At 66.7% G+C, this 14,470-nt stretch carries 9 protein-coding genes; 5 read left to right on the forward strand and 4 right to left on the reverse strand.

What is annotated here, in order from left to right; translation table 11 throughout:
- Nucleotides 1-119: 119 nt before the first annotated feature.
- On the forward strand, nt 120-1,007 hold the full coding sequence (thpD, locus tag GORHZ_RS13165; RefSeq protein WP_006333757.1) for an ectoine hydroxylase: 888 nt from the start codon (nt 120-122) through the stop codon (nt 1,005-1,007).
- A gap of 70 nt (nt 1,008-1,077) precedes the next feature.
- Here thpD and GORHZ_RS13170 read toward each other — a convergent pair whose 3' ends face one another.
- Complete coding sequence (locus GORHZ_RS13170; RefSeq protein ID WP_006333758.1) at nt 1,078-2,619, reverse strand: MFS transporter; 1,542 nt, start codon at nt 2,617-2,619, stop codon at nt 1,078-1,080.
- Nucleotides 2,620-2,716: 97 nt separating this feature from the next.
- Between GORHZ_RS13170 and GORHZ_RS13175 the strand changes: the two genes are divergently transcribed.
- The 4 genes from GORHZ_RS13175 to GORHZ_RS13190 all read left to right on the forward strand — a co-directional run bounded on the left by GORHZ_RS13175 (nt 2,717) and on the right by GORHZ_RS13190 (nt 11,245).
- The gene (locus GORHZ_RS13175) at nt 2,717-3,202 is read left to right on the forward strand and encodes a MarR family winged helix-turn-helix transcriptional regulator (RefSeq protein ID WP_006333759.1); all 486 of its coding nucleotides are present in this window, start codon (nt 2,717-2,719) and stop codon (nt 3,200-3,202) included.
- A gap of 9 nt (nt 3,203-3,211) precedes the next feature.
- Nucleotides 3,212-4,072 (forward strand): SDR family oxidoreductase, encoded by an 861-nt coding sequence (locus GORHZ_RS13180; protein WP_006333760.1) that lies wholly within the window; start codon nt 3,212-3,214, stop codon nt 4,070-4,072.
- 156 nt (nt 4,073-4,228) lie between these two features.
- The gene (locus GORHZ_RS13185; RefSeq protein ID WP_006333761.1) at nt 4,229-7,708 is read left to right on the forward strand and encodes a serine/threonine-protein kinase; all 3,480 of its coding nucleotides are present in this window, start codon (nt 4,229-4,231) and stop codon (nt 7,706-7,708) included.
- 48 nt (nt 7,709-7,756) lie between these two features.
- Entirely contained in the window at nt 7,757-11,245 is a 3,489-nt protein-coding gene (locus GORHZ_RS13190) for a serine/threonine-protein kinase (RefSeq protein ID WP_040531754.1), read from the forward strand.
- Between the two features lie 13 nt (nt 11,246-11,258).
- On the opposite strand, the gene GORHZ_RS13195 is transcribed toward GORHZ_RS13190, so the two are convergent.
- The 3 genes from GORHZ_RS13195 to GORHZ_RS13205 all read right to left on the reverse strand — a co-directional run.
- On the reverse strand, nt 11,259-12,407 hold the full coding sequence (locus GORHZ_RS13195) for a metallophosphoesterase (protein WP_006333763.1): 1,149 nt from the start codon (nt 12,405-12,407) through the stop codon (nt 11,259-11,261).
- An 8-nt stretch (nt 12,408-12,415) separates the two neighbouring features.
- Entirely contained in the window at nt 12,416-13,717 is a 1,302-nt protein-coding gene (locus tag GORHZ_RS13200; RefSeq protein WP_083877289.1) for a low temperature requirement protein A, read from the reverse strand.
- Between the two features lie 23 nt (nt 13,718-13,740).
- The coding region (locus GORHZ_RS13205; protein WP_006333765.1) for an MmyB family transcriptional regulator at nt 13,741-14,470 on the reverse strand (730 nt) is incomplete at its 5' end.

The following is a 14,470-nucleotide window of genomic DNA, read 5'->3' on the forward strand; positions in this document are numbered from 1 at the left end:
GCGCGGTTTGCTTCCCTCCGCCATAGCTGCGAGCCTCGGATGGGCGCCGCCATGGCGTCATGACAAGTGAACATTCCCGGCCGCAAGATGCCGATTGAGGGAAAGGATCAACGCAGATCGTGACAACTCAAACAGCAACTCGACCCGTCGATGTCTATCGCACACGGCTGTCGCAGCACAACCAGATCGAGCCGCGCCCCCATCCGGTGGTGTGGGGGAGCATGAGCAATCCCGGACCGCTGTCCACACCGGAACTCCGGAGGTATGACGAGCGGGGCTATCACACCGACCGGTCGGTCCTCGGTGACGAGGACGTCGGGAGATGCCTCGATGAGGTCCGTGCGATCACCGATCGGCTCGGCGTCGACGAGCGGGTGGTCCGCGAATCGTCGAACGGTGACGTGCGATCGCTGTTCGCCGTCCATCACCTCAGTGACGTGGTGGCCGAGATCGTCGCGCGCGACGACATCGCCGGAGTCGCCCGGCAGATCCTCGACGACGACGTGTACATCCACCAGAGCCGGATCAACCTGAAGCCGGGTTTCGCGGGCGGCCCCTTTTATTGGCACTCCGACTTCGAAACGTGGCACGCGGAGGACGGGATGCCGGCGCCGCGCGCCCTCAGCGTGTCGATTGCGTTGACACCGAACTACTCCCACAACGGTGCGCTGATGATCATCCCGGGGTCACACAAGCGGTTCGTCGGCTGTGTCGGTGCCACACCCGACGCCTACCATCGGGAATCGCTGGTCTCCTACCGTCCACCGGTCGGAACACCGGAGGAAAACGACGTCACAGCGCTCGCCGACGAGTTCGGCATCGACACCGTCACGGGCCCGGCCGGATCGGCGCTCTACTTCGACTCCAACTGCATGCACGCGTCGTCGGGCAACATCACGCCCTACCCGCGCAGCAACCTCTTCGTTGTGTTCAATGCGAAGTCGAATACTCTGACCGAGCCGTTCGCGGCGGCGCGGCCGCGACCGGATCATCTGGCACACCGCTGACCCTCTCGGCCAGGAGTGCGTTCGGCGCGACATCCCCGGGATTGTCGGGGATGTCGCGCCGAAAGACATATCAGGCCTGTGCGGCCACCGGCCGCTCGTCGGTCACCGTCGGTGCCGAGGCGGCCTTGCGTCGAGCAGCGGGCACCAACATCGTGATCGCGACCCCGACGAAGGCGGCAATTGCCCCGATCAGGAAGCACCACCGGAATGCGGAATGGCTTGGCACGTCGACCGAACCGTAGGTGACCGTCGAACTGGTGAGGACCAGCGCCATCACGGCGGAGGCACTCGTCGTGCCGATCGACCGCATCAGACCGTTCAGCCCCACGGCCGCGCCGGCCTCGGAGATCGGGACCGCGCCCATGATCAGGGTCGGCATCGCGGCGTAGCCGATCCCCACACCGGCCGAACAGATCACTGATGCGAGCGCGAGCTGCCACGGAGCGTTCATCAGGAAGAACGCACTGAGGTACCCGAGGCCGAGCACCGTCGCACCGATCGCGAGGGTCAGCTTGGCGCCGATCGTGTTGATCAGGGTGCCGCTGACGGGTGCGAAGACCAGCATCATCAGTCCACCGGGCGCCATCCACAGACCGGCGGCAAGCAGGGTCTGACCCAGGCCGCCGGTTGCCGTGGGCATTTCGAGGATCTGCGGCACCACGATCGCCTGCGCCATCATGCCGAACCCGATCGCGATGGCGGCGATGTTGGTCAGCAACACGGCGGGACGGGCGGTGGCCCGAAGATCGACCAGTGGATCGGCATGCCGGAGTTCGAAGGCGCCCCAGATCACCAGGATCGCCAGGCCGCCCGCGAGGAGCCCGAGCGTGGTGGGTGAGCCCCAGCCCCAGTCGTTGCCCTTCGAGATGGCGATCAGCAACCCGGACAGACCGAGGGCCAGGCCGATGGCGCCGACGACGTCGAAGTGGCCGCCGTTGCCGTCATCGAGGTGCGGGACGAGCAAGGCGACCAGCGCGGTCACGATCACCGCGAGGCCGGCGGCCACCCAGAAGAGCGCGCGCCAGTCCCATTGCTGCGCAACCCATGCCGAGAGCGGGAGGCCGATCGCGCCGCCCACACCGAGGGTGGCGCTCATCGCGGCCACCGCCATTGACGTGATGCGCGGCGGGGTGACCTCGCGCATCAGGCTGATGCCGACGGGGATGAAGCCCATCGCGAGGCCCTGGATGGCCCGGCCGACCACCATCGGGACCAGTGACGCGCTCAGCGCGCACACCAGCGAGCCGACAACCAACAGCGCCGCGCTGACCAGCATGACGCGCTGCTTGCCGAACATGTCGCCCAGACGGCCGGCGATCGGCATGGCCACCGCGGCGGCCAACAGGGTCGCGGTGATCACCCACGAGGCGTTCGAGATCGAGGTGTGCAGCAGGTGCGGTAGCTCCGGCTGGATCGGGATGATCAGCGTCTGCATCAGCGACGCGACGAGGCCGCCGAAGCAGAGCACGGCGACGACGGCGATCGCGGCGTTGGTGTGCCTGCCGTCGGTGAGTTCTGGGTCGACGTGCAGGGCGTCGACGTGCACAGCGTCGACGGAACCGGTGTCGTCGTGACCCGACGCAGATGAGCCGCTCGCAGGCGAAGTGGGCATGGGGAATCCTCCTTGTCGATGTGTACGGTACATATGTATGATGCACAAGACAACTCGTGGGTACTCTGGCCAGTGGTCGGACAGGGAGGACATAGTCATGCCGTACGGCGGCGACGAATCGGTGTGGGAATCGCCCGTCTACCTTGAGCTGGCCGAGGAGCTGCTGCGCAACAGTCGGCGCCGGACCAACGTGACCCCGGGTGCGATCCTCGAGACGTCGGCGTTCGCGATCCTGTGGGTTCTCTCCGACGGCACCCCCCGCACCCTGCGTGAACTCAGCGAGGGTCTCGGGCTCGAACAATCCACCGTGAACCGGCAGGTCAATGCCGCCATCAAGCACGGCTACCTCGAACGGTTCGCCGTCGAGGGACAGCTCAGCCGACGTATCCGTCCCACCGCCGAGGGTGCCGAGGCGTTCGAACACGACGGCCGGTTGCGCGCGCAGCGCCTCAACCGCGTGTTCTCCGACCTCGCACCGGGCACGCCGGAGGCGTTGTTGCACGAACTGCGCGCGTTCAACGACGCCTACGACCGGACCCTGGCCCACCAGGACGAGCACGCGGCCCGCCGCGCGCAGGCCTGACGGCGCCCGATGGGAACCTATGCCGTCACCGGCGCGGCCTCCGGGATCGGGGCGGCCACCGCGGAACGGCTGCGGCGCGACGGACACCATGTGATCGGTGTCGACCGCAACGACAGCGACGTGACCGCCGACCTCTCGTCGGCCGCAGGGCGGAGTGCCGCAGTGAGCGGCGTCCTCGAGCGCGCCGCCGGACGGCTCGACGGTGCTGTGCTCGCGGCCGGACTCGGACCGGGCAAGGGTCGAGAACGGATGGTCACCGAGGTGAACGTCCTCGGCGTCACCGATCTGTTGGACTCCTGGCGCCCGGCGCTGGCGGCAGCCGGTGATGCCAAGGTCGTGGTCCTCGGATCGAATTCCGCGACGACGACCCCGCTGGTCCCGCGCGGTGCGGTGCACGCGCTCCTCGACGGTGACGTCGATGTGGCGGTCCGGCGGATTCGTCGGCGGATGGGCGTCACGGGACCGGTCGCGTATGCGGCGTCCAAAATCGCGGTCACGCACTGGTGTCGACAGCGCGCCGTGGCCGACGACTGGGCGGGTGTGGGCATCCGGCTCAACGTGATCGCACCTGGCCCCGTGATGACCCCATTTCTGCGCTCCCAACTCGACAGCCCAAACGGCGCGCAGGTCCGTGCCTTCCCGCTCCCGGCTCGCCGCTACGGGACACCGGAGCAGATCGCGGAGTGGATCGCGATGATGCTGTCACCCGCCGCGGATTCACTGGTCGGCAGTGTCATCGTCGTCGACGGTGGCACCGATGCGCTCATCCGTACACGAGACTGGCCGCGCCCGTTGCCGATCAGATCCGTCCCCCGATTCCTCTGGACGATGTACCGGGCGTCGAAGGACGGGCGGGTCGCGGCGTACTGACGTCTTGACAGGCGGTATCCGTGACGGGGCTCCTCGAGGAGGTGCCCGTTCCCGACCGCACATGCGAAGCAGCGAATCGCATCGGATGCCCGGGACTCGGAGTTAGGCTGAGAATGAACTGACAATCGTGTGAACGTGTGATCGAGGGCAGCACCAATGGCCGAGTACGATCCGCTGACGACCCGGCGCGATGTCGTTCCCGACATCGCCGGAGACCTCGTGGCCGCGGGCTTCTCTGATCCGCTCCTGATCGGTAGCGGCGGATTCGGTGCGGTCTATCGATGCACGCAGCATGAACTGGACCGTACGGTGGCGGTCAAGGTGTTGACCGACCACCTCGACGAGGAGAACCTTCAAAGATTCGTGCGTGAGCAGCGTGCCATGGGCCGCCTGTCCGGGCACCCGAACATCGTCAACATCCATGAGGTGGGCGCAACACCCGGTGGGTTTCCCTACATCGTCATGCAGTATCACCCGCATGACTCGCTCGACGCGCGGATTCGCAAGCATGGACCGCTCGCCTGGCCGGACGTGCTGCGGCTGGGGATCAAGGTCGCCGGCGCGCTGGAGACCGCGCACCGGTCCGGCACTCTGCACCGTGACGTCAAGCCGGGAAACATCCTGCTCACCGACTACGGCGAGCCGCAGCTGACCGATTTCGGTATCGCCCGGATCTCGGGTGGTTTCGAGACGTCGGCGGATATGGTCACCGGTTCGCCGGCGTTCACCGCTCCCGAGTTGCTGACGGGGTCGGCGCCGACGGTGGCTTCTGACGTCTACGGGTTGGGTGCGACGCTGTTCTGCGCGCTGACCGGGCATGCCGCCTTCGAGCGGCGCAGCGGCGAACAGGTCGTGGCGCACTTCCTGCGGGTTGCCGCCGAACCGGTTCCCGACCTGCGGGCGGTGGGGCTGCCCGACGCGTTGTCGGAGGCGATCGAACATGCGATGGCGCGCGACCCCGCCGATCGGCCCATGTCAGCTGCAGAGTACGGCGAGGAGTTGCGTGAGGTTCAGCGCCGGTTGGGTGTGGCGGTCGACGAGATGGCGCTGCCGCTCGAGAGCTCGGACGCCCCGGTCCTGGGTGACACCGACCGCCGGCGCCTCGGCAGCACCGACCGCCGGCAGCGGTCATCGATCACCACCGCGCCGCCGACGGCGTCGACCAAGTTCCATCCGCCGCTGCGGCCCCGCGCGCAGGTCCCGCGCGACCGCTTGATGGAGATTCTCCGGGAGGGCGGCAAACGCAGGCTCGTCCTGATCCACGCCCCCGCGGGCTATGGGAAGACGACCGTCGCCTCGCAGTGGGGTGAGGAACTCATGCGCGACGGCGTCATCGCGGCGTGGCTGACGGTCGATGACGACGACAATGACTTCGCGCGATTTCTCGCCAACCTGGTCGAGGCGATCCGACGTGTCTACCCGTCGGTGGTCGGTGATCTCGCCGACGTCATCGAGGAACATGGCGCGAAGGCCGAGCACTATGTCCTGACGTCGCTGATCAACGAGATCCATGCACGCCACGAACGCTTCACGCTGATCGTCGACGACTGGCACCGCGTCACGAACGCCGCATGCATCGGTGCGATGGACTTCCTACTCGAACGCGGCTGCCATCACCTGCAGGTCGTCGTCACCAGTCGGTCGCGGTCGGGCCTGCCGATCAGCCGGATGCGGGTCCAGGACGAACTCGTCGAGATCGACATCGCCGGGCTGTGTTTCGACGCGGCCGAAGCACAGTCGTTCCTGCATGACTGCGCGGGCCTCGAACTCCGCAACGACGAAGTGGCCTCGCTGCGCAACTCGACGGAGGGCTGGGTGGCGGCACTGCAATTGGCGTCGGTGTCCCTGCGCGGCTCGGACAAGCCGGCCGAACTGATCAGTCACATCTCCGGCCGTCACCATGCGATCGGCGATTTCCTGGCCGAGAACGTGCTGTCGACTCTCGAACCCGAGATGCTGCACTTTCTGCTCACCGTGTCGGTGCCCGAGAAGATCTGTGCGGGCCTGGCGACCGCATTGAGCGGCGAACCCCGCGGTCAGGCCCTGCTCGAGGACATCGAGGCGCGAGATCTGTTCCTCCGCAGGGTGGATCAGGACGGCGACTGGTTCAGTTTCCATCATCTCTTCCTCGAATTCCTGCGCCGCCGGCTCGAACGCGATGAGCCCGATTCGATCACCGCGCTCCACGCCACGGCGTCGAAGTGGTTCACCGCGCACGGCATGCTGGCCGAGGCCGTCAACCATGCGGTCGCCGCCGGCGACACGAGTCGCGCTGTGGCACTTGTCGAGAACGACGGACTGACCCTGATCCAGGACGCACACATGGCCACCCTGCTCAGGCTGGTGGAGAAGCTGCCGCCGGCATCGGTGGTCTCCAGTCCGCGGCTGCAACTGCTGCTGGTGTGGACGAACATCTTCCTTGCCAAGATTGATACGGCAGCAGCGGCTCTCAAGCGGGCCTCCGCGGTCCTCTCAGCGATGCCGGATACCGACAGCTCGGTGGCGGCACTGCGCCTGGAGGCCAGGGTGGCCGAGGTGTGTGTCCATGTGAGCGCCGATTGTGACCAGCGCCTTGCCGAGCTCATCGCCGAGTCAGGCACGAGTGTGGATACGCTGCCGCCGTTCGTGGTCTCGGTGGCGGCCAACGTCGCGACCAGAGATGCGACGAATCGCTTCGACTTCGACGAAGCCCATCGCTGGCAGGAGTGGGCGATCCCATATCACCAGCAGAACACCGGTTCGTACGCGGTCATGTACGGGTACGCGTTCGACGGGATCGCCTACTTCGAGCAGCTGGACCTCGACCGCGCCGAAGAGCGTTTCCGTGCTGCGCTGCGCGTGTCCATCAAAACCGGATCGGCCACCAAATCGCAGGCTGCACGCATGGCATCCGCCGTCCTCGCGGACATCTTGTACGAGCGTGGTCAGGTTGACGAATCGAGCAGATTTCTCGAGGAGAGTTTCAAACTGGGCGCGGAGGAGGGCGCGGTCGAGATGATCAAGGCGCGCTTCGTCATCGGTGCACGCGTCGCGGTGATACGCGGTGATCGCGGCGCCGCGGCGACCCTGCTCGACGACGCCGCCGACATCGCGGACCGACGCGACTCCGCATGGTTGCGTGCATTCGTCGAGGCCGAGCAGGTGGTCCAGGGACTTCCAGCGCGGCGACCGGTCCGGCCTCGTGTGGAATACGCCACGCGGACATTTCCGACGATCGGTGTTCCCGCGATCGTGGCGCAGATGGAGGCGGGGATAGCGGTTCGCCTGATGCTCGCGCAGGCCGATGCCGAAGAGGATGCGAGTGCCGCCGCAGACCGCGACATCGCCTGTCGTTGGGCCCAGGAGTGGGTCGATCAGCTGGCGGATACCGGACGTGAGCGTTCGAAATTGCGTGCCGAGCGGCTGCTCACCGCATGCCTGGCGGCGGCCGGCCGGACCGATGAGGCCAGGCGCCACGCCGCGGACCTGGTCGTGCGGTGTGCGGAGGTGGGGATGATCCGCTACCCGATGGACGGGGGAGAACGCGTCCTTCGGGTACTTGCCGACATCCGTTCGGATATTGCCTCCGGACAAGCGGATCCGTCGGTGGAGCGCGTCTCGGCAGAGCTCCTCGATCGGGTGCTGCCGCCGCGCTAGGCTGGATAGGCACCGACGAAGGCGTTGAGTGTGATCGAGGGCAGCGTTATGGCCGAGTACGATCCGCAGATGACCCGGCGCGATGTCGTACCCGACGTCGCCGGAGATCTCGTGGATGCCGGCTTCGCCGATCCGGTGCCGATCGGGCACGGTGGATTCGGTGCCGTTTATCGCTGTACACAGCCGGACTTGGATCGCACGGTGGCGGTGAAGGTGCTCACCGACCACCTCGACGAGGAGAATCTCGAGCGGTTCGTGCGCGAGCAACGTGCGATGGGGCGGCTGTCGGGGCATCCGAACATCGTCAACCTCTTCGAGGTGGGCAGTACTCCGGGCGGGTTCCCGTTCATCGTCATGCAGTATCACCCGCATGACTCGCTCGACGCGCGGATTCGCAAGCATGGACCGCTCGCCTGGCCGGACGTGCTGCGGCTGGGGATCAAGGTCGCCGGCGCGCTGGAGACCGCGCACCGGTCCGGCACTCTGCACCGTGACGTCAAGCCGGGAAACATCCTGCTCACCGACTACGGCGAGCCGCAGCTGACCGATTTCGGTATCGCCCGGATCTCGGGTGGTTTCGAGACGTCGGCGGATATGGTCACCGGTTCGCCGGCGTTCACCGCTCCCGAGTTGCTGACGGGGTCGGCGCCGACGGTGGTTTCTGACGTCTATGGTTTGGGTGCGACGCTGTTCTGCGCGCTGACCGGGCATGCCGCCTTCGAGCGGCGCAGCGGCGAACAGGTCGTGGCGCACTTCCTGCGGGTTGCCGCCGAACCGGTTCCCGACCTGCGGGCGGTGGGGCTGCCCGACGCGTTGTCGGAGGCGATCGAACATGCGATGGCGCGCGACCCCGCCGATCGGCCCATGTCAGCTGCAGAGTATGGCGAGGAGTTGCGTGAGGTTCAGCGCCGGTTGGGTGTGGCGGTCGACGAGATGGCGCTGCCGCTCGAGAGCTCGGACGCCCCGGTCCTGGGTGACACCGACCGCCGGCGCCTCGGCAGCACCGACCGCCGGCAGCGGTCATCGTTCAACACCGCGCCGCCGACGGCGTCGACCAAGTTCCATCCGCCGCTGCGTCCCCGCGCGCAGGTTCCCCGACCCCGCTTGATGGAGATTCTCCGGGAGGGTGGGAAACGCCGACTCATCCTGATCCACGCGCCCGCCGGCTACGGCAAAACGACGGTGGCCGCCCAGTGGGGCGAGGAACTCATGCGCAACGGTGTCATCGTGGCGTGGCTGGCGGTCGACGACGACGACAACGACCTCGCGCGATTCCTCGCCAACCTGGTCGAGGCGATCCGACGGGCCTATCCGGGCGTGGTCGGCGACCTGGCCGAGGTCGTCGAAGAGCATGGCGCCAAGGCCGAGCAGTTCGTCCTGACGTCGTTGATCAACGAGATCCATGCACGCCACGAACGGTTCGCCGTCATTGTCGACGACTGGCACCGCGTCACGAACGCCGCATCGATCAGGGCGATGGACTTCTTGCTCGAGCGCGGCTGTCATCACCTGCAGGTGATCATCACGAGTCGGTCGCAGTCGGGATTGCCGATCAGCCGGATGCGCGTGCAGGACGAACTCGTCGAGATCGACATCGCCGGACTGTGTTTCGATGCCGCCGAGGCGCGCTCGTTCCTGCACGACTGCGCGGGCCTCGACCTGCGCAAAGATGAGGTGGCCGATCTGCGCAACTCGACGGAGGGCTGGGTGGCGGCACTGCAATTGGCGTCGGTGTCCCTACGTGGCTCGGATACGCCTGCGGAGTTGATCAGTCACATCTCCGGCCGTCACCATGCGATCGGCGATTTCCTGGCCGAGAACGTGCTGTCGACTCTCGAACCCGAGATGCTGCACTTTCTGCTCACCGTGTCGGTGCCCGAGCGGATCTGTGCGGGCCTGGCGACCGCATTGAGCGGCGAACCCCGCGGTCAGGCCCTGCTCGAGGACATCGAGGCGCGAGATCTGTTCCTCCGCAGGGTGGATCAGGACGGCGACTGGTTCAGTTTCCATCATCTCTTCCTCGAGTTCCTGCGCCGCCGGCTGGAGCGAGATCAACCCGATTCGATCACCGCGCTCCACGCCACGGCGTCGGAGTGGTTCACCGCGCACGGCATGCTGGCCGAGGCCGTCAACCACGCGGTGGCCGCCGGCGACACGAGTCGTGCTGTGGATCTGGTCGAAAGGGACGGGCAAAAGCTCATCGAGCATGCACACGTGTCCACGCTGCTCTGTCTGGTCAACAAGTTGCCTCCGGTCTCCGTGGTCTCCAGTGTGCGGCTGCAGTTGCTACTCGCGTGGGCGAATATCCTTCTGCACCGGATCGAGACGGCGGAAGCGGCCGTCAAGCGAGCGTCGGCGGTATTGGCGGAGGTGCCGGAAACCGACACCTCGGTGGAGGCGCTCCGGCTGGAGGCAGAGGTGGCCGAGGCGAGTATCCGGGCGACCTCTGATCGGCACGAGCGACTCCACGAGCTCATCGCGGCCACGGCTGCGCGTCCGGAGGGGTTGCCGCCCTTCGTGGCCTCGGTCGCGGCGAACATCGCGACGATCGATGCGACGTTCCACTTCGACTTCGACGAGGCCCACCGCTGGCAGGATTGGGCGGCTCCGTACCACCAGCAGAACACCGGGCCCTTTGCGGTCATGTATGGCAGCGCGCTCGACGGCATCGCCTACTTCGAGCAACTTGACCTCGATCGCGCCGAGGAGTGCTTCCGCAACGCCCTGCGGGTGTCGGTCGTCGCAGGAGCGGCCACCAAGTCGCAGGGCGCCCGCCTGGCGTGCGCGGTCTTGGCGGATGTCTTGTACGAACGGGGTCGCATCGACGAATCGAGCCGGCTGCTCGACGAGAGTTACCAAATCGGTGCGACCGAAGGTGTCATCGACATGATCAAGGTGCGTTTCATCATCGGCGCACGTCTTGCGTTGATACGCGGCGATCGTGAGGCTGCCGTCGACCTTCTCGATGAGGCGATCGATATCGCCGACCGACTCGACTCGCCGCGGCTGCGTGCCTTCGTCGAGGCGGAGTACTCGGTCCAGGCGCTACCGCCCAAGCGCCCACTCCGGCCCCGGTTGGATTTCGCCACTCGACCGCATCCGACCATCGGCGTTGCAGCGATCGTGGCGCAACTCGATTCCGGGATTGCGATTCGACAGCTGATCGAGAACGCAGACGCCGCCGACGGTGACGACGCCTCGGCGCAGCGCGATATGGCCTGCAAATGGGCGCAGGAATGGGTTGATCAGCTGGCCGGTACCGGCCGGGAACGGGCGAAGCTGCGCGCCGAGCGACTTCTGGCGGCTTGCTTGTCGGCCGCCGGCCGGACCGAGGAAGCCAGGCGGCACGCGGCACACATGCTCGTGCGGTGCGAGGAGGTGGGGATGGTCCGCTATCCGCTCGACGGCGGGCCTCGGTTCCGGCGTCTCGTCGAAGAGATTCGGGCGGATCTGCTGGATGGCCGGTGGGATGACAGTGTGCCCACACCATCGATCGGGTTCTTGGACGAGGTCTTCGCCAGCGAGGTCGACGCCTGAGTAGCGGCGTGGTCTACGCGCGGGTCAACGTCAGGATGCTGATCTCCGGCGCTGCGCCGACGCGTACCGGCGGTCCCCACTCGCCCGCGCCGCGGGTCGTGTAGATCGTGGTGTTCTCGACCCGGTCGAGCCCCTGCAGCGTCGGCTGTTGCAGTGTCACGAGATAGCGGACCGGCCACATCTGGCCCCCGTGGGTGTGTCCGGACAACTGCAGGTCGACACCAGCATCGGACGCGTCGAACGCCTGCAACGGCTCATGGGCGAGCGGCAGCACGAAACGACTCGGATCGCGACCCGCCAGTGCCGCATCGAGATCTGGTTCGTACGGCTCGGGTGCCGTCGCGTCGTGGATGCCGGCGAGGTCTACGGTGGCCCCGTCCCGTGTGAGTTCCACCCGTTCATTCCGTAACGACTTGACGCCCAAGCGGTCCCACACGTCGAGCCATTTGCCGCCGTCGTCGGCATAGAACTCGTGGTTGCCGCTGACGCCGAACACCCCCAGCGGTGCCGAGAGGTCGGCGAGGGGAGCGAGGTCGTCGGCCACGTGTGCGACCGTGCCGTCGATCGAGTCGCCGGCGACCACGATGAGGTCGGGCTTCTGCTCGTTGACCTTGTCGACCACGCCCTGGACGAATTCACGTCCCCGGGAGGGCCCGACATGGAGGTCGGAGATCAGGGCGACCCGCGTGCCGTCGAACTGCTGGGGCAGGCGTGCCATTGGGATCTCGGTCTGGGTGACTCGCGGTCGGGCCGCCTCGGCCACGCCATAGCCGACAGTCGCGACTGCGGTCACCACAACGATCGCCGAGCCGATTCGAACCACCCGGAGGCGGACCGCGTCAGACGCCGCACGCCGGTCTTCGCCACGGATTTGGCCGACCGTGCGCAATACCAATGACACCAGACCGACGACGACGAGCCCGAGAGCAAGGTAGAAAACGACGCCGAGCCACACCCACCCGGCGAAGGCGGGCGCACGTGCCCAGGCAGGATCGAGCAGAATGCCGCTGCCGGCGCCGATGACCGCGAGGGCACAGAGGATCACCAGCGCGACGTCAGCGACGGTCGACCAGGGACGCGGCATTCGTGTGGCGCGGACCAACCGGCGGTGCAACCAGAACGTGATGAGGGCGAGCACCACCACCACCACGAAGATCACCATCAACGTTCTCACCCGTCATCGGAGGCGTCGAGTGCGGTGTCGAGTTGCCGGGCGAGCGAACGCCATTCGCCGAGTTCGTAGGAGACGATGATCGATACCGGTGAGGCGAGCACCACCAGAAGGCAGGCCCACAGCGGCCAACCCACCTCGGCGAGGATCGGAGCGACCACGGGGGCACCGAACGCGACCGCGTGCGCGGGATTGCGGGACGCGCTGCCGACCAGCCAGGTGTGGATTGCCCACACGCCGGCCATGAAGATCAGCACTGGGATGCTGATCGACAGGATCGCGGTCAGCGTGCTCAGGTGATAGTGCTCGTCGAAGACATATCCGATGACGTGCAGGCCCGCACCGACCGCGGCGATCGCCGCGAACAGGACGATGTGACCGTATGCCCACGGGATCACCTTGCCACGGTTCACGGCCAGCACCGGCCCGGAGGGCAGGAGGAAGTAGATCCACCACAGTGCGAACGAGGTGAGGATGCCGGCACCGATCACGACGATGGAGTCGATGGCCCAGCCGCGCTGCTCGGCGATGACGTCTGCGGCGGCGAGGGTGCCGGTCACGGTCTCGCCGATCGAGATGATGGCCATCAGCCCGTATCGTTCGGCGATGTGGTGGGGGTGCCAGGGGGTGCCTCCGGCTCCGCGGCGAGCTCCGACACCTTCGGCCGTCACGGGCCCGGCGAGATCGATCACCCAGAAGATGACGATGAACACAAGCGCGGCCCGCAGCGACAGCGGCAGCAGAATGAATGCGACCCAGCCGCATTGGGCGATGGCGACGGTGATCGCATTGGCCAGCGCAAGGACCCGGTGGTCCGGATCATCTGCGGCGACCCGCAACCATTGCCCGACCACCGCGATCCGCATGACGACGTAACCGGCGACCATGACGCCGCCGGTGAATTGTTCGCCCTCTTCGATCGAGGCGAACATGTCCGGTATCCCGATGGCGAGGATGATCACGCCCGCCATCTGGACGAGCGTCAGGACGCGAAACAGCCAGTCGTCGTTGTCGAACGCGGAAGCGAACCAGGTGTAGCTGGTCCACGCCCAGAGGATGGCGAGCATGGCGATCGCGAATGCCGTTGTCGCCGAGCCGGTGTGGTCATCGGCGATCCCGTGTGCGAGTTGTGAACCGGCGACCGCGAACGCCAAGACGAAGGTAAGGTCGAAGAAGAGTTCGAGAACACTTGCGCCGCGATGACGTTCATCGATGTCCCGGCCGGTCATCCGGCGCAACCCGTGCCGGTAGTACTGTAGGCCGGGCGTCATCATCGAAGGCGGGCTTTCGCTGGACTCCATGAGCTCAGATTCTCCCGAATCCCCTACGGGGTGTCAGCTTTTTGGTCGGCGGGTCGCCGCTGATCGGTTTCCGACCCGATGTGCCGGTTCTGCTCGGTCACGATCAGGCTCGACAGCAGTTGGAGTGATTGCTCCGACGTCGATCCGGGCTCGGCGGTGTAGCCGATCATGGCGAGCCCGGCCGCGCTGGTGAGGTCGAGTACCTCGAACCGAAGCGTCAGCTCGCCGACGTCGGGGTGGATGAATCGCTTGACACCGCGGCGGTGTGCTTTGACCTGCTGTGCCGCCCATCGAACCCGGAACTCGTCGCTTCTGGTGGCCAGTTCGCCGATCAGACCGGTCACCGCCGTCGAGTCCGGTGATCGCGCGGCCTCGACACGCAGCAATGCGACCGCGTCGTCGGCCGATCGTCGCCAGTCGGGGAAGACCTCGTCCGCTCGTGGGTCCAGGAAGGTGAATCGGGCGATGTTGGGTGTCGTCGAACCGGTTCTCGTGTAGAGCGGGCCGTACACGGCGCGACCCAGTGCGTTGGCCCCGATGATGTCGAGGTGACCGTTGATGACGATCGCCGGTGCGGTCACCATGGCATCCATCAGCGCCTGAACACCCGCGGGCATCATGCGCCCGCTCCGGGGCCGAGATCGACGCGGACTCCGCTTCGTGGTCGCTGCCCGAACCAGATCGAAGAGGTGCGCTGTCTCTTCGTCGTTGAGCCGAAGCGTCGAGACGATCGCACCGAGCACCTCGTCGGAG

This window comes from Gordonia rhizosphera NBRC 16068, from assembly GCF_000298195.1.
Taxonomy (GTDB): domain Bacteria; phylum Actinomycetota; class Actinomycetes; order Mycobacteriales; family Mycobacteriaceae; genus Gordonia; species Gordonia rhizosphera.

What these genes read in the sequence shown, in the direction of transcription:
- GORHZ_RS13170 (WP_006333758.1), bottom strand. Translation starts at nt 2,619, where the DNA reads ATGCCCACTTCGCCTGCGAGCGGCTCATCTGCGTCGGGTCACGACGAC.
- GORHZ_RS13185 (WP_006333761.1), top strand. Translation starts at nt 4,229, where the DNA reads ATGGCCGAGTACGATCCGCTGACGACCCGGCGCGATGTCGTTCCCGAC.
- GORHZ_RS13190 (WP_040531754.1), top strand. Translation starts at nt 7,757, where the DNA reads ATGGCCGAGTACGATCCGCAGATGACCCGGCGCGATGTCGTACCCGAC.
- GORHZ_RS13180 (WP_006333760.1), top strand. Translation starts at nt 3,212, where the DNA reads ATGGGAACCTATGCCGTCACCGGCGCGGCCTCCGGGATCGGGGCGGCC.
- GORHZ_RS13200 (WP_083877289.1), bottom strand. Translation starts at nt 13,717, where the DNA reads ATGGAGTCCAGCGAAAGCCCGCCTTCGATGATGACGCCCGGCCTACAG.
- GORHZ_RS13175 (WP_006333759.1), top strand. Translation starts at nt 2,717, where the DNA reads ATGCCGTACGGCGGCGACGAATCGGTGTGGGAATCGCCCGTCTACCTT.
- GORHZ_RS13195 (WP_006333763.1), bottom strand. Translation starts at nt 12,407, where the DNA reads ATGGTGATCTTCGTGGTGGTGGTGGTGCTCGCCCTCATCACGTTCTGG.